15 protein-coding genes are annotated in these 13,791 nt (G+C 65.9%); 12 read left to right on the forward strand and 3 right to left on the reverse strand.

Going from position 1 to position 13,791, the window contains the following annotated elements; genetic code table 11:
* Positions 1-235 precede the first annotated feature (235 nt).
* From K0P03_RS03230 to K0P03_RS03250, 5 genes are all read left to right on the forward strand, one after another.
* Positions 236-1,672 carry an FAD-linked oxidase C-terminal domain-containing protein gene (locus K0P03_RS03230; protein ID WP_272788882.1) on the forward strand — a complete coding sequence of 479 codons (1,437 nt, stop codon included), beginning with the start codon at positions 236-238 and terminating at the stop codon, positions 1,670-1,672.
* Entirely contained in the window at positions 1,669-2,883 is a 1,215-nt protein-coding gene (locus tag K0P03_RS03235; RefSeq protein ID WP_050747061.1) for an FAD-binding protein, read from the forward strand. Before K0P03_RS03230 ends, K0P03_RS03235 begins: the two co-directional genes overlap by 4 nt.
* A 2-nt stretch (positions 2,884-2,885) precedes the next feature.
* A complete protein-coding gene (locus tag K0P03_RS03240) occupies positions 2,886-3,305 on the forward strand; it encodes a hypothetical protein (RefSeq protein ID WP_023515773.1) in 420 nt (139 codons plus the stop codon).
* A gap of 11 nt (positions 3,306-3,316) precedes the next feature.
* Positions 3,317-4,615 carry a glycolate oxidase subunit GlcF gene (glcF, locus tag K0P03_RS03245; protein ID WP_272788883.1) on the forward strand — a complete coding sequence of 433 codons (1,299 nt, stop codon included), beginning with the start codon at positions 3,317-3,319 and terminating at the stop codon, positions 4,613-4,615.
* A gap of 74 nt (positions 4,616-4,689) precedes the next feature.
* Positions 4,690-5,133, forward strand: a complete 444-nt coding sequence (locus K0P03_RS03250) for a hypothetical protein (protein WP_272788884.1) — start codon at positions 4,690-4,692, stop codon at positions 5,131-5,133.
* Positions 5,134-5,187: 54 nt separating this feature from the next.
* On the opposite strand, the gene K0P03_RS03255 is transcribed toward K0P03_RS03250, so the two are convergent.
* Together K0P03_RS03255 and K0P03_RS03260 are read right to left on the reverse strand one after the other, a co-directional pair.
* Positions 5,188-5,895 carry a L,D-transpeptidase gene (locus K0P03_RS03255; RefSeq protein WP_023515776.1) on the reverse strand — a complete coding sequence of 236 codons (708 nt, stop codon included), beginning with the start codon at positions 5,893-5,895 and terminating at the stop codon, positions 5,188-5,190.
* Between the two features lie 131 nt (positions 5,896-6,026).
* Entirely contained in the window at positions 6,027-6,767 is a 741-nt protein-coding gene (locus K0P03_RS03260; protein WP_023515777.1) for a L,D-transpeptidase, read from the reverse strand.
* Between the two features lie 218 nt (positions 6,768-6,985).
* On the opposite strand from K0P03_RS03260, the gene K0P03_RS03265 reads away from it, so the two are divergent.
* Both K0P03_RS03265 and K0P03_RS03270 read left to right on the forward strand, forming a co-directional pair.
* Complete coding sequence (locus tag K0P03_RS03265) at positions 6,986-7,612, forward strand: DNA-3-methyladenine glycosylase I (protein WP_024271043.1); 627 nt, start codon at positions 6,986-6,988, stop codon at positions 7,610-7,612.
* A 159-nt stretch (positions 7,613-7,771) separates the two neighbouring features.
* Positions 7,772-7,990: a hypothetical protein gene (locus K0P03_RS03270; protein WP_023517094.1), complete on the forward strand. Its 219-nt coding sequence runs from the start codon at positions 7,772-7,774 to the stop codon at positions 7,988-7,990.
* A 157-nt stretch (positions 7,991-8,147) separates the two neighbouring features.
* Here the strand turns inward: K0P03_RS03270 and K0P03_RS03275 are convergent, their stop codons facing one another.
* A complete protein-coding gene (locus tag K0P03_RS03275; RefSeq protein ID WP_023517095.1) occupies positions 8,148-8,579 on the reverse strand; it encodes a hypothetical protein in 432 nt (143 codons plus the stop codon).
* Positions 8,580-8,827: 248 nt separating this feature from the next.
* Here K0P03_RS03275 and K0P03_RS03280 point away from each other — a divergent pair, with 248 nt between their 5' ends.
* The 5 genes from K0P03_RS03280 (at position 8,828) to K0P03_RS03300 (ending at position 13,738) form a co-directional block, all read left to right on the forward strand.
* Positions 8,828-9,463, forward strand: a complete 636-nt coding sequence (locus K0P03_RS03280; RefSeq protein ID WP_037408328.1) for a helix-turn-helix domain-containing protein — start codon at positions 8,828-8,830, stop codon at positions 9,461-9,463.
* 86 nt (positions 9,464-9,549) lie between these two features.
* Positions 9,550-11,073 (forward strand): histidine--tRNA ligase, encoded by a 1,524-nt coding sequence (hisS, locus tag K0P03_RS03285; protein WP_050743397.1) that lies wholly within the window; start codon positions 9,550-9,552, stop codon positions 11,071-11,073.
* A gap of 1 nt (position 11,074) precedes the next feature.
* Positions 11,075-12,208, forward strand: coding sequence for an ATP phosphoribosyltransferase regulatory subunit (locus K0P03_RS03290; RefSeq protein ID WP_023516047.1), 1,134 nt, complete (start codon positions 11,075-11,077; stop codon positions 12,206-12,208).
* The gene (hisG, locus tag K0P03_RS03295) at positions 12,205-12,900 is read left to right on the forward strand and encodes an ATP phosphoribosyltransferase (protein ID WP_023516046.1); all 696 of its coding nucleotides are present in this window, start codon (positions 12,205-12,207) and stop codon (positions 12,898-12,900) included. Before K0P03_RS03290 ends, hisG begins: the two co-directional genes overlap by 4 nt.
* 130 nt (positions 12,901-13,030) lie before the next feature.
* Complete coding sequence (locus tag K0P03_RS03300; protein ID WP_023516045.1) at positions 13,031-13,738, forward strand: glutathione S-transferase C-terminal domain-containing protein; 708 nt, start codon at positions 13,031-13,033, stop codon at positions 13,736-13,738.
* Positions 13,739-13,791: the final 53 nt, after the last annotated feature.

The raw sequence follows: 13,791 nt of genomic DNA on the forward strand, positions 1-13,791 counted from the left end.
GACAGCCGAACACGACTTGAGCAAGATGCTCCTCCCCATGCGAATGCCCGGGGAGCGGTTCCTGATCGTTCCCGCTTGCCGATCACGCGACTGTCGCATCAGGGGGTGGGGCGGTCAATGCAATCCCTGCGGGATGCGCGCCGGGCTGCTTCCCGCGTCCGCCTCTGCTAAGGGTTTGCATCGCCAGAAATGAAGTGGTAAAGAAAAAAGACCACTTGATGCAGGAGGCCAAGAGATGGATCAGATCGGGTTCCTGGAGCCGCGGCCGGCGGTGCTCGCCCGTCGTAGGGACATCGTCGCGGACCTGCTCGATCTCCTGCCGGAAGGCTGTCTCGTGCACGAGCCGCGCGCGCTTGTGCCCTTCGAGACGGACGCCTTCGTGTCCTATCGCCGTCTGCCGCTTGCCGTCGCCTTGCCGGAAACCACCGCACAGGTCGCCGCCGTCCTGAAATACTGCCATCGCTACGGCGTACCCGTCGTGCCGCGCGGGGCGGGCACGTCGCTTTCGGGCGGCGCGATCCCGCAGGAGGATGCCGTCGTCGTCGGCCTCTCCAAGATGGCGCGCATCCTGGAGGTGGATTTCGCCAACCGGACCGCCACGGTGCAGGCCGGCGTCACGAACCTTTCCATTTCCGATGCCGTCTCGGCCGACGGCTATTTCTATGCGCCCGATCCGAGTTCCCAGCTCGCGTGCACGATCGGCGGCAATATCGGCATGAATTCCGGCGGGGCGCACTGCCTGAAATACGGCGTGACCACGAACAACCTCCTGGGCGTCAAGCTCGTGCTCATCGACGGCACCATCGTCGAACTCGGCGGCAAGGCGCTCGATGCCGGCGGCCTCGACCTTCTCGGCGTCATCTGCGGCGGCGAGGGGCAGCTCGGCATCGTGACGGAGGCGACGGTGCGGCTCATCGCCAAGCCCGAGGGCGCGCGTCCGGTGCTCTTCGGCTTCGACAGTTCGGAGGAGGCAGGCGCCTGCGTCGCCGATGTCATCGGGTCGGGCATCATCCCCGTCGCCATCGAGTTCATGGACAAGCCGGCGATCGAAATCTGCGAGGCCTTTGCCGGCGCTGGCTATCCGATGGACGTCGAGGCGTTGCTGATCGTCGAAGTCGAGGGCTCCGAAGCCGAGATGGAGGCGATGCTTGCCAGCATCATCGAGATCGCGCGGCGCCATGGCGTCAAGGTCGTCAAGGAAAGCCAATCGGCGACCGAGGCGGCGCTGATCTGGAAAGGCCGCAAGTCCGCCTTCGGCGCCACGGGCCGCATCGCCGACTACATCTGCATGGACGGCACGGTACCGCTCGGCCAGCTCTCGCATGTGCTGCGCGGCACGGCGGAGATCGTCGAGAAATACGGCCTGCGCGTCGCCAACGTCTTTCATGCCGGCGATGGCAACATGCATCCGCTGATCCTCTTCAACGCCAACGATCCGGAAGATGCCGCGCGCGCGGAAGCGGCGGGCAATGACATCCTGAAGCTCTGCGTCGATGCTGGCGGCTGCCTGACGGGCGAACACGGCGTCGGCATCGAGAAGCGCGACCTGATGCGCCATCAATATGCCGCGGTCGACCTCGACCAGCAGATGGCCGTGCGTGCAGCCTTCGATGCGCAATGGCTGCTCAATCCGTCCAAGGTCTTCCCGCTCGAAGGACGCCCCACCGCATGACCCCCATCCATGAACCGCTCTCCGAAGAGGCCGCCGCGCGCCTCGTCCAGGTCGCAGCGCTGTCCCGCACGCCGTTTGCCATCCGCGGCGGTGGCACGCGCAGCCTTGCCGCTGCGCCGGACGGGGCCGAAACGCTCTCGACGCGGGGCCTTGCCGGCATCGTCGCCTACAATCCGGCCGAAATGACCATGACCGTCCGTGCCGGCACGCCGCTCGAGGTCGTGGAGGCGGCGCTTGCCGAAAAGCGCCAGATGCTCTCCTTCGAGCCCTGTGACCTGCGCGGCGCACTCGGCTCCTCCGGCATTCCCACCATCGGCGGCGTCTTCGCCACCAATGCCTCCGGCCCGCGCCGCTTCGTTGCGGGCGCTGCGCGCGACAGCCTGCTCGGCGTGCGCTTCGTCAACGGCAGGGGCGAGGTGGTGACGGCCGGCGGCCGGGTGATGAAGAACGTCACCGGCCTCGACCTCGTCAAGCTGCTTGCCGGCTCACACGGTTCACTGGCGCTCTTGACGGAGGTCACCTTCCGCCTTCTTCCGGTTCCGGAAACGGCGGCGACCATCGTCGTCTCCGGCCTCAACGATGCAGAGGCGGCCGCGGCGATGGCGACGGCGATGGCGATGTCCGTCGAGGTTTCCGGTGCCGCGCACCTGCCGGAAAGCGTGCGCGGCCGGTTCGTCGGTGGCCTGCTGCCGGACGGAGCGGCCACGGTGCTGCGCCTCGAGGGTCTTGCCGCCTCGGTGGCCGTGCGCAGCGAGAAGCTCACTGCCAGCATGGCCCGCTTCGGCGCAGTGACGCATCTCGATGCGGAGGTGACGGCCCGTCTCTGGCGGGAAATCCGCGATGCCGCGCCCTATGCAGACGGAACGCCGCGTCCGCTCTGGCGCGTTTCGGTCGCGCCCACAGCGGGCCACCAGCTCGTCGCCGCGCTCCGTCTCGAAACGGGTGTCGATGCCTTCTACGACTGGCAGGGCGGTCTCGTCTGGCTGCGCATGGAGGCCGACCCCGAAGCCGCGCTCTTGCGCCGCTACGTCAAGGCCGTCGGTGGCGGCCATGCCACGCTGCTGCGGGCCCGGCCGGAGGTGCTGGCGGCGACGGACACGTTCGAGCCGCAGCCGGACGCCGTCGCCGCGCTCTCGGCGCGCGTCAAGGCGAGCTTCGATCCGGCCGGCCTGTACGTCTCTCCCTTGATGGACCGAAAACAGGGAGCATGAAGATGGGACGGCTGGCGGGCGATTCGATTGCGAGGCAGCAGGCACGGACGTGGAAGAAGCGTGTCGATCAGGCGCGCGAGGACAAGGCCCGCTGGGGAACCTTGCCCGCTGCGCCGCTGGCGGTGCTGGGCGCGGCACGCCGACAGATGGCGCTCCTCTGGTGGCTGTGCGGTGACGTCGGCCCGTCGGCGACCGTTGGCGCGCGAGGGCTTCCGCCCCTGACGCCGGATATGCGCGCCCTCATCAAGAAGGGCTATCTCACGCTCGCCCGCCACAGCAGCTACATGCCCCTCAATCCCTCGCGGCGCGACAATGTGCTGACGATCACACCGGCCGGGCAGGAGGCGCTGGCCGCGGCTCATGTCACCCAGGCCGAGAAGGCCTACATCATCGCAGCCCGCATGAACCGCATGCTGCGCTAGGGAGTATCGACGTGCAGACCAATTTCACCGCCGAGCAGCTTGCCGATCCGCATGTCGCGACATCGGAGAAGATCCTGCGCAAATGCGTGCATTGCGGCTTCTGCACCGCCACCTGTCCCACTTATGTGACGCTGGGCAACGAGCTCGACAGCCCGCGCGGCCGCATCTACCTCATCAAGGACATGCTGGAGAACGGCCGGCCGGCGGATGCCGAGGTCGTGACGCATATTGACCGCTGCCTTTCCTGCCTCTCCTGCACGACGACCTGTCCCTCCGGCGTCGACTACATGCATCTCGTCGACCATGCCCGCATGCATATCGAGGCGACCTACAAGCGCCCGTTCTGGAACCGGCTGACGCGCAACATCCTTGCCGTCGTGCTGCCTTATCCGGGCCGGTTCCGCCTGGCGCTGAAGGCGGCGGCGTTCGGCCGGCCCTTTGCCGGCCTCCTCAAGCGCTTCAAGCCGCTCGAACCCTTCGGTGCCATGCTGGACCTTGCACCCCGCACCCTGCCGAAGGCCTCGGCCAGCGCGCGGCCGGGCACGCATCCGGCCGCCGGCCCGCGCCGCGGGCGGGTCGCGATCCTCTCCGGTTGCGCCCAGCCGGTGCTGAAGCCCGAGATCAACGCCGCGACGATCCGTCTCCTCACCCGCCTCGGCGTCGAGGTCGTGGCGCCGGCGGGCGAAGTCTGCTGCGGCTCGCTCGTCCACCACATGGGCCGCGAGGAGCAGGCGCTGGAGGCGGCGCGGCGCAATGTCGATGTCTGGCTCGGCGAGGTCGAGAAGGGCGGGCTCGATGCGATCATCATCACGGCGTCGGGTTGCGGCACGACGATCAAGGACTATGGCTTCATGCTGCGCCTCGATCCGGCCTATGCGGGCAAGGCTGCGCGGGTCTCCGCCCTCGCCAAGGACATCACGGAATACCTCGCAACGCTCGACCTGCCCCAGCAGGAGGCGCGGGGGGTGACGGTCGCCTATCACTCCGCCTGTTCCATGCAGCATGGCCAGAAGATCACCATGGCGCCGAAGACACTGCTGAAGAAAGCGGGTTTTGCGGTGCGCGATCCGGCGGAAGGGCACCTGTGCTGCGGCTCTGCCGGCACCTACAACATCCTCCAGCCGGAGATTTCCGGCAAGCTGAAGGCGCGCAAGGTCAAGAACATCGAGGCGACCAAGCCGGACATCATCGCCACCGGCAATATCGGCTGCATCACCCAGATCGCGACCGGCACGGCCATTCCGATCCTGCACACGGTGGAACTCATCGACTGGGCCTATGGCGGAATGAAGCCCGCCGTGCTTTCCTGAGCCTGTCACGCGCGGAACAGCCGCTTCGTCCGCGGATTGCTAGACAGGCGGCATTCCAGCCATCGGAGATGCCCATGCGCCGCCTCATGCATTCGCTCGCCGCCCTTGCTGCCCTCTCTACGCCCGCCTTCGCCACCGGCGGGTTCAGCTGTGCGGTAAAGGACAGGAACGTCACGTTCGAAGGGGAGGCGGGCTTCAGCTACAGCCTCGGCGGCATCCTGAATTTCCGCGGCTCGATCGAGCTGCCGAAGGATCTCGCCCAGAAGGGGCTCGACAGGAAGGTCACGCTCGATCAGTCTTTCCTTACGCACCATTGGCTGCATGATGGTGAACTGCGCCTGCTCGTCCACGCCGAATCCGGCGACAACCAGCCCTTTGCAGCGCTCGATTTCGTCATGATGACGAAGGCCGGCGAGGACGAAACCGGTTACGAGGGCACCTATACGCTGAAGATCGAAGGCGCGGACCTCGATGAGCCGATCCGGCGCGCGGGAACGATCGGCTGCTCCCTCGGCTGAACGCAAGACGCCGGCGCAAGGCCGGCGTCCAAACGGTCTGCGGCAAGCGGCGGATCAGCCGCCGAAACCGAAGAGGTTGCCGAAGAAATCGACGCCCTTGTCGTTGTAGCTCACGCTGCCTTGACGGTTGCCGGGGCCGACGACGATGACCTTGGTGCCGATATCGGCGCGGGCGTAGAGATGCTCCACATCCTTGTTCATCATGCGGATGCAGCCCGACGACATGTTCTGGCCGATCGTCCAGGGCTGGTTCGTGCCGTGAATGCGGAAGATCGTGTCGCGGCCGCCCTTGAAGAGGTAGAGCGCACGCGCGCCGAGCGGGTTGTCCTCGCCGCCGGCCTGGGTGACGGGCAGGATGCGACCCTTCTTGGCCTCGCGGCGGCGCATTTCGGCCGGCGGCGTCCAGCTGGGCCATTCGGCCTTGCGGCCGACCTTCACCACGCCCGACCAGCCGAAGCCGTCGCGGCCGACGCCGATGCCGTAGCGCGTCGCCTTGTTGTTGCCCTCGACATAGTAGAGATACTTGTTGTTGGTATCGACGATGACGGTGCCCGGTGCCTGGTCGGTGACGAAGCGCACCTTGGTGCGCTTGTACTTCGACGCGACCTGCTTCTTGCTTGGCTGGGCGACGAGCGTTACATCGGAGGCCGTCTCGACCCGGTCGCCCGTGCGGGCCGCGGGGAAGGCATTCGCCGACGAGACCGGCATGATCGCCGTGGCCGCGACGGTCGCGGCCAGCAAGATCGATGCGTATTTCCGCATGGTATAGTCCCTCTCAATCCTCAATTCTGCGAGGCTAACCGACTCTCGACTGATTTCAAGCCGGCTCCCGGGCAGTAAGACGCTTGTGAGGGCGGATTTCTTCGGGGCCTTGTGGCCCCGATACCACAGAATCAGATCACGATGACCTTGGTGCCCACCTTCACGCGCTCGTAGAGATCGACGACATCTTCGTTGCGCATGCGGATGCAGCCCGAGGAAACGGCATAGCCGATCGTCCAGGGCGCGTTGGTGCCATGGATGCGGTAGAGCGTCGAGCCGAGATACATGGCACGCGAGCCGAGCGGGTTTTCCGGTCCGCCTTCCATGAAGGCCGGCAGGTAGTGGCCCTTGGCGGCTTCGCGGGCGACCATTTCCTTCGGCGGCGTCCAGCTCGGCCACTCGGCCTTGCGGGTGATCTTGTGGGCGCCGGCCCATTCGAAGCCCGGCTTGCCGACGCCGACGCCGTAGCGCCGCGCCTTGCCGCCGTCGAGGACGAGGTAGAGGAATCGGTTGTTGGTATCGATGACGATGGTGCCCGGCTTGTGCTCGCTGCCATAGTCGACGAGCTGCGGCAGATATGTCGGGTCGAATTTCGACTTGATCGGATTGCGCGCCGTGCCGGTCGCCGAGACCTGCTGGACACGGGCCGCCCCTTCGCGGCGCAGGACGCGGCGCTGCTGCACCTTCTGGCGCTGGATGATGCGGCGCGTGTTGACGGCGGGCTGCACGCCCCCGCCGGTAAGCTGCATCAGCCAGGGTGCGGTGAGGTCGGGGCTGACGATGATCGGCGGCTGGCTCATGTAGCGCTCGTTCGCCTGGGCCACCGTGGTCGTGCACAGAAGGGTCGTTGCAAGGAGGATTCGTATCAACATCGGACGTACTCGCTACTGATCGTGCCGGGATGCGCCGCGGGAACTGGAATGCAGCGCCGGTTCGACGGGGATGCTTGCACCCTGCGATGAAGGGAATGGTAAACGGGCGTTCATTCGATATCGACGTCGGCGATAAAGCTTTGAGTAGGGTTATTACCCGCTTTCCAAATGTGGTTGATGAGTGGTAAAGCGGAACAAAAAGGCAACGGAGAGCGCGTATGACAAAGGGACTTCTGGACGGCGATGACGGGCGGGTGCGGTGCGCATGGCCCGGCAATCTGGATGACTACCGCCGTTACCATGATACGGAGTGGGGCTATCCCGTCGTCAGCGACCAGCGTCTCTTCGAGAAGATCTGCCTCGAAGGCTTCCAGTCGGGCCTCTCCTGGCTCACCATCCTGCGCAAGCGCGAGGGGTTCCGCGCCGCCTTTGCCGGCTTCGATTTCGACAAGGTTGCCAATTTCGGCGATGACGACATCGCCCGCTGCCTTGCCGATGCCGGCATCGTGCGCCACCGCGGCAAGATCGTCTCGACGATCAACAATGCCCGCCGGGCGCAGGCGCTGCGCGATGAGTTCGGCACGCTCGCCCGCTATTTCTGGAGCTTCGAGCCGGGCCCGGGCGAACGGCCGGCACGGGTAGACTGGGAGACGATCGTCGCCAATCCGACGACACCCACCTCCGTCCGGCTTTCAAAGGACCTGAAGAAGCGCGGCTGGACCTTCGTCGGCCCCACCACCGTCTATGCCTTCATGCAGGCCATGGGCCTCGTCAACGATCACGTGGAAGGTTGTTTTTGCCGCGCGGAAGTCGAAGAGAAGAGAAATCAGCTGCAACGGCCATAATTCAGGACTTGCCGCCACAAATACCTCTTTGATTCTACAGCGAATCATGTAGCTTGAGGTTGAGCGGCAAAATCATACATCGCAAGTTCTGGGGTCGGCGTACGCGTGCGTAGTAGCGACGTGCCGCTTTGTGCTGAATGATTTGGCATGAGGGGACAAATGGCGGCGAGCACACCCGTAATGGACGATTCTCGACTCGAGGGCTGGGCCTGTGACAAGGCGCAGGAGATCATGCTCCGGGAGGGCTTTCGCCTGATCCGGTCGGCAAGAAGCGGCACCAACACCGAAATTCGCGAAACAACGCTGCTGATGGCCCGGGCCATCGCTGCCTCGCTGGTCGAGGCCTCGGCGGCGCATCGCAATCCGGCGGCCGAGTGACGCATCAATCCATGGAACCGTAGAGAGGCCCGCCAGGAAATCGGCGGGCCTCTGCCGTTTTTCGACGTGCTTGCCGGGGGCTTGTCGCCGGCCGGCCGTTGGTGCGAGAACCCGCCTCGTCAGACGCGCGGCGTTGAGACGGACGCCGAAACCAGGATCAGTTCAGCAGGTTCGGGCGCTCCGCGTTCATCTCGACGCACAGCCGCGCCACCGCGAACGTGCCGTTGATCGTGCCGCCCGCTTCTTCCGACTGGCCGAAGCAGAAAACGGGCCGGTAGAGGCCGGGACCGGGGCGGATCGTCGTGGCGAAGCTGAACGTGACCGGTGGCGTCGCCGCGTCCTCCAGCGCCTGCAGCACCTTCGCCCAGTCGGCGGGATCATAGAGGCGGATGAGATCCATGACGCCGCAGGGCGGGCCGGCTATGCCGTGCAGGAGCGCCGTCTCGGTCCCGAGACGGAGCAGGCCGGTCGACAATTCCGCGCTCCACTCCTCGCAGACGAAGGCGGTTTCGATCTCCCGGCAGTCCATGCCGGCAAGCTCCGCCACCTGGGCGAGGCGAGAGGCGGTCAGAGGCGATTTCAAGCTCATGCGGTCCGGTCCGAGAGGGTGTTGCCGCCGGCGGGCACCAGGTGCCGACGGGAAGGCACCGGTGCGGCTCGGTCGTTGCCGGTTGGAAAACATTCAAGCGATCGCCGCTGGCCGCTTGCCAAACGGTCGTGATGATCGTTTACCTAGGCTCAAGGGTAATCGACATCGGGCTCATCAGAAAGCAGGCTCGCTGGTCGTTTGCTCGACTGAGGGATGCGGAAATCTATGCTTGCTTCCATGGGTTGAGTATGTCCGATTTCGTCCTCTCCACGGGCCATGACCTTATCGACCAGCTGCGCGCCTATCGCCTCAAGGTTGCGTTGACGCAGGACGACATTGCCTGGAAGCTCGGCTTCTCGCCGACGACCGTCTCGCGCTGGGAGCGCGGCGTCGCGGTGCCGGATCTGCGCGCCACCGGCGCCATCGTCGATTTCCTGCGCCGTGCCGACGCGCAGACCGAGCGTCGCCTGCTGAAGGCGATCCTCAACGCGCACGACAGCCGCAATCTCTGGGAGGGCCGCGACATCCGTTATCTCGGCGGCTCGCAGCAGGAGTATCGCGAAAGCCCGGAGATGCGTGCCGTCGTCGGAACCAGCATCCGCCGCTACATCACCGGCTCCTACCGCGACTGTCTGGAGGACCGGGCATTGGTGGCGGGCCTTTACGCCCGCGAGATCGCCAGCATCGAGATCTACGGCGGCACGGCACTGTCCGTCACCTCCATCCCGGAGGGCCATGTGCAGATGAAGCGGCTTTCCTTTCAGTCGGAAATGCGCGGCATCATTCGCGGCGACACCCATTCCATCCTCATCCCCGCCGCCGAAGCGCCGACGGCTTCTGCCGTCATCGTGCACAGTTGGGACGCGCTGTCGCGCCGACCGTGACGCCCCGAGGCGCTTCCGCCCTTGCCGCTGCCCGCCCAATCCGCTAGGGAAACCGCAACGGAAATACAGGAATTTCGGGTATCCCGATGAGCGAAAAGCAGAAAAAACCGCAGAAGCTGAAAGCCCGCTTGCCGCGCGGCTTCGTCGACCGTGACGCCGCGGACATCCGCGCCCTCACCGAAATGACCGCGAAGATCCGCGCGGTCTACGAGCACTACGGCTTCGATCCGGTCGAAACCCCGCTTTTCGAATATACCGACGCGCTCGGCAAGTTCCTTCCGGACAGCGACCGCCCGAACGAGGGCGTCTTCTCGCTGCAGGACGACGACGACCAGTGGATGAGCTTGCGCTACGACCTGACGGCGCCGCTCGCCCGCCATGTCGCGGAGAACTTCAACGAGATCCAGCTGCCCTACCGCACCTATCGCGCCGGCTACGTCTTCCGCAACGAGAAGCCGGGCCCGGGCCGCTTCCGCCAGTTCATGCAGTTCGATGCCGATACGGTCGGCGCTGCCGGCGTGCAGGCGGATGCCGAAATGTGCATGATGTTCGCCGACACGATGGAAGCCCTCGGCATCGCCCGCGGCGACTACGTCATCCGCGTGAACAACCGCAAGGTTCTCGACGGCATGCTGGAGGTCGTGGGCCTTGGCGGCGAGGAAAATACGGCGCGCCGTCTCAACGCCCTGCGCGCGCTCGACAAGTTCGACAAGTTCGGCATTCCCGGCGTCCGCGAGCTTCTCGGCGCGGGGCGCAAGGACGAAAGCGGAGACTTCACCAAGGGCGTCGGCCTCGACCCTGCCGGGATCGAGCTGCTGGTCGGCGTGCTCGACACCGCGTCCTTCGGCGACAACCTCGAGACCGTCGCCTCGCTCGATAGCCGTTTCGGGCAGAACGAGCGCGCCCGCGAGGGCGTGGAGGAACTCGAGCAGATCGCAAAGCTCGTCGCGAGCGCCGGCTACGATGCCGGCCGCATCAAGGTCGATCCCTCCTGCGTGCGCGGCCTCGAATATTACACCGGTCCCGTCTTCGAGGCCGAGCTGCAGTTCGCTGTCACCAACGAGAAGGGCGAGAAGGTCGTCTTCGGCTCCGTCGGCGGCGGTGGCCGGTATGACGGCCTCGTGTCGCGCTTCATGGGGCAGCCGGTGCCGGCCACCGGCTTCTCCATCGGCGTTTCCCGCCTGATGACGGCCTTGAAGAACCTCGGCAAGCTCGGCCAGGACGAGGTCGTCGCCCCCGTGCTCGTCACGGTCATGGACGGCGACATCGAGAGCATGGGCCGCTACCAGCGCTTCACACAGGAACTGCGCGCTGCCGGCATCCGCGCCGAAATGTACCAGGGCAACTGGAAGAAGTTCGGCAACCAGCTGAAATATGCCGACCGCCGCGGCGCCCCCGTTGCGATTATCCAGGGCGGCGACGAACGCGCCGAAGGCCTCGTGCAGATCAAGGACCTGATCGAGGGCAAGCGCCTTTCCGGCGAGATCGAGGACAACATCGCCTGGCGCGAGGCCCGCGTGGCGCAGGTCTCCGTCCCGGAGGCCGAGCTCGTCGCCAGGGTTCGTGAAATCCTCGATGCACAGGCCGAAGACCGGGCGCGGGTCGGCTGATATGCCCCTCGTCAACCTCCCTGCTTTCGCGCCCGATCTCATCGCCGATCTCGAAGGGCTTGGCACGGAGCGTGTGGACACGCCGGTCATCCAGCCGGCGGAGCCCTTTCTCGACATGGCGGGCGAGGACCTCAGGCGGCGCATCTTCCTGACGGAGAGCGAGACCGGCAGGAGTCTGTGCCTCCGGCCCGAATTCACCATCCCGGTCTGCCTTCGCCATATCGAGACGGCGACCGGCACGCCCAAGCGCTATGCCTATCTCGGCGAGGTGTTCCGCCAGCGCCGCGAGGGCTCGAACGAGTTCTACCAGGCCGGCATCGAGGATCTCGGCGAGCCTGACGTCGCGAAGGCCGATGCGCGCGCGGTGCATGACGCCCTGGCCGTTCTCATGAACCGCCTGCCGGGCGTTGCATTCTCCGTGGTGCTCGGCGACCAGGCGGTCTTCGAGGCTGTCGTGGCGGCCTGCGGCCTGCCGGGCGGGTGGCAGAAGCGGCTCGTTCATGCCTTTGGCAACCAGGCACAGCTGCAGCGGTTGATGGCCGACCTTTCCAATCCGGCACGCGACGGCGTCTTCGGCCCGGAGGTCGACCGCCTCGCCATTCTCGGCAAGCTCGACGACGAGGCGACGTTGATCGCCCATATCGACGCGACGATGGAGGCGACCGGCTATTCCACCAATGCCAGCCGCAGCCCCGCCGATATCGCCCGGCGCCTGCGTGAGAAGATGGAACTGGCCAACACACGGCTCGACGCCCGCACGCTGGCGCTTCTCAAGGAGTTCCTGGCGCTGGAACTGAACCTTTCCGAGGCCCCGGGCGCACTCGCCGCCTTCGCGGAAAAGGCCGGCCTTTCGCTCGGCGCGGCGCTCGAGCCGTTCGAAAGCCGCGTCGCGGCGCTCCGCGCCACCGGTGTCGATCCCGCGACGATCACCTATCGCGCCGCCTTCGGCCGCCCGCTCGACTATTATACCGGTCTCGTCTTCGAGATCGCGCCGGCCGGAGAAGCCCTGGTGCTTGCCGGCGGCGGTCGCTTCGATCGGCTGCTGACCCTGCTCGGGGCGAAGGAGCGCATTCCGGCCGTCGGCTTCTCGCTCTGGCTCGACCGTATCGCGGGCGTGAAGGGGGCTGCCGCATGACCATTACCATCGGCCTTCCCTCCAAGGGACGCATGAAGGAAGACAGCTCCGCCGTGCTCGCGCGCGCCGGTTTCTCCGTTGTCGCCGTCGGCAACGACCGCTCCTATCGCGGCCGCATCGAGGGACGCGACGATATCGAGATTGCCTTTCTCTCGGCCTCCGAAATCTCCCGCGAGATCGCCAACGGCACCGTCGATTTCGGCGTGACCGGTGAGGATCTGGTGCGCGAGGGGCTGGCGGAGGCGGATGCCCGCGTCGAATTCTGCGCCCGCCTCGGCTTCGGCCATGCGGATGTCGTCGTCGCCGTGCCGGAAATCTGGCTCGACGTCGATACGATGGCCGATCTCGGCGACGTCGCGCAGGATTTTCGCGCCCGCCATGGCCGGCGTCTCACCATCGCAACGAAATACTGGCGCCTCACGCAGCAGTTCTTTTCCGGCAATCACGGCATCCAGCTCTACCGCATCGTCGAGAGCCTGGGAGCGACAGAGGGGGCGCCGGCCTCGGGCTCGGCCGATATCATCGTCGATATCACCTCGACCGGCTCGACGCTGACGGCCAACCATCTGAAGATCCTCTCCGACGGCGTGATCCTCAAGTCGGAAGCCTGCCTCGTGCGCGCCCGCAAGGCAGAGCACGAGGGCGATGCGGTGATCGCCGAAATCATCACGCGGGTGCGCGGCGCACTCTGAAGGCTCGGCATGCGGCGAGAGGCGGCCGGCTGCTGCTGGCCCTCTTTCCTCGACCGGAAAATTCCCGCACCACCCTGACATCGTTCGGCGATCTGTCCTATCTATGAGGTCCCATCGCAAGGAGTCCTCCATGGCAGACCTGTCGTCCTTCCCCATCACCAAGACGTGGCCCGCAAAGAACCCCGACATCATCCAGCTCTATTCCCTGCCGACGCCGAACGGCGTGAAGGTATCGATCGCGCTGGAGGAGCTTGGTCTGCCCTATGAGGCGCACCGCATCGAGTTCGGGCCGGAGGGCGTCAAGTCGGCGGACTTCATCTCGCTGAACCCGAACGGCCGCATCCCCGCGATCATCGATCCGAACGGCCCGGACGGCAAGCCGATCGGCCTCTTCGAATCGGGCGCGATCCTCGTCTACCTCGCCGAGAAGACCGGCAAGCTCATTCCGGCCGATGCCGCCGGACGCTACGAGACGCTTGCCTGGGTCATGTTCCAGATGAGTGGCGTCGGGCCGATGTTCGGCCAGTTCGGTCATTTCTACAAGTTCGCCGCCGACAAGGTGGCCAACAATTCTTATCCTGCCGAGCGTTACCGCGACGAAGCCAAGCGCCTGCTTTCTATCCTCGAAGACCGCCTGAAGGATCGCCAGTGGATCATGGGCGACGAATACACCATCGCCGACATCACGACCTTCCCGTGGATCCGCGGCGCTGATGTCTTCTATGGCGGTCGCGCGGCGCTGGACTATGCAGGCTTCCCGGCCGTGATGGCCTGGCTGGAGCGCTGCCTGGCCCGCCCGGCGGCCATCAAGGGCCTGGAGATTCCGGCAAAAGCCTGACGCAAACGAAAAATCGGGCGGCGCGGCGGTGCGTTGACGCCATCCGCCGCGCC

The organism is Shinella sp. HY16 (assembly GCF_028534175.1).
In the GTDB taxonomy this organism is placed as follows: Bacteria; Pseudomonadota; Alphaproteobacteria; order Rhizobiales; family Rhizobiaceae; genus Shinella.

Coding starts and splice junctions, on each gene's coding strand:
- K0P03_RS03280 (WP_037408328.1), top strand. CDS start 8,828: ATGTCCGATTTCGTCCTCTCCACGGGCCATGACCTTATCGACCAGCTG.
- K0P03_RS03240 (WP_023515773.1), top strand. CDS start 2,886: ATGGGACGGCTGGCGGGCGATTCGATTGCGAGGCAGCAGGCACGGACG.
- K0P03_RS03250 (WP_272788884.1), top strand. CDS start 4,690: ATGCGCCGCCTCATGCATTCGCTCGCCGCCCTTGCTGCCCTCTCTACG.
- hisS (WP_050743397.1), top strand. CDS start 9,550: ATGAGCGAAAAGCAGAAAAAACCGCAGAAGCTGAAAGCCCGCTTGCCG.
- K0P03_RS03265 (WP_024271043.1), top strand. CDS start 6,986: ATGACAAAGGGACTTCTGGACGGCGATGACGGGCGGGTGCGGTGCGCA.
- K0P03_RS03260 (WP_023515777.1), bottom strand. CDS start 6,767: ATGTTGATACGAATCCTCCTTGCAACGACCCTTCTGTGCACGACCACG.
- K0P03_RS03290 (WP_023516047.1), top strand. CDS start 11,075: ATGCCCCTCGTCAACCTCCCTGCTTTCGCGCCCGATCTCATCGCCGAT.
- K0P03_RS03230 (WP_272788882.1), top strand. CDS start 236: ATGGATCAGATCGGGTTCCTGGAGCCGCGGCCGGCGGTGCTCGCCCGT.
- K0P03_RS03235 (WP_050747061.1), top strand. CDS start 1,669: ATGACCCCCATCCATGAACCGCTCTCCGAAGAGGCCGCCGCGCGCCTC.
- K0P03_RS03255 (WP_023515776.1), bottom strand. CDS start 5,895: ATGCGGAAATACGCATCGATCTTGCTGGCCGCGACCGTCGCGGCCACG.
- K0P03_RS03300 (WP_023516045.1), top strand. CDS start 13,031: ATGGCAGACCTGTCGTCCTTCCCCATCACCAAGACGTGGCCCGCAAAG.
- K0P03_RS03270 (WP_023517094.1), top strand. CDS start 7,772: ATGGCGGCGAGCACACCCGTAATGGACGATTCTCGACTCGAGGGCTGG.
- hisG (WP_023516046.1), top strand. CDS start 12,205: ATGACCATTACCATCGGCCTTCCCTCCAAGGGACGCATGAAGGAAGAC.
- K0P03_RS03275 (WP_023517095.1), bottom strand. CDS start 8,579: ATGAGCTTGAAATCGCCTCTGACCGCCTCTCGCCTCGCCCAGGTGGCG.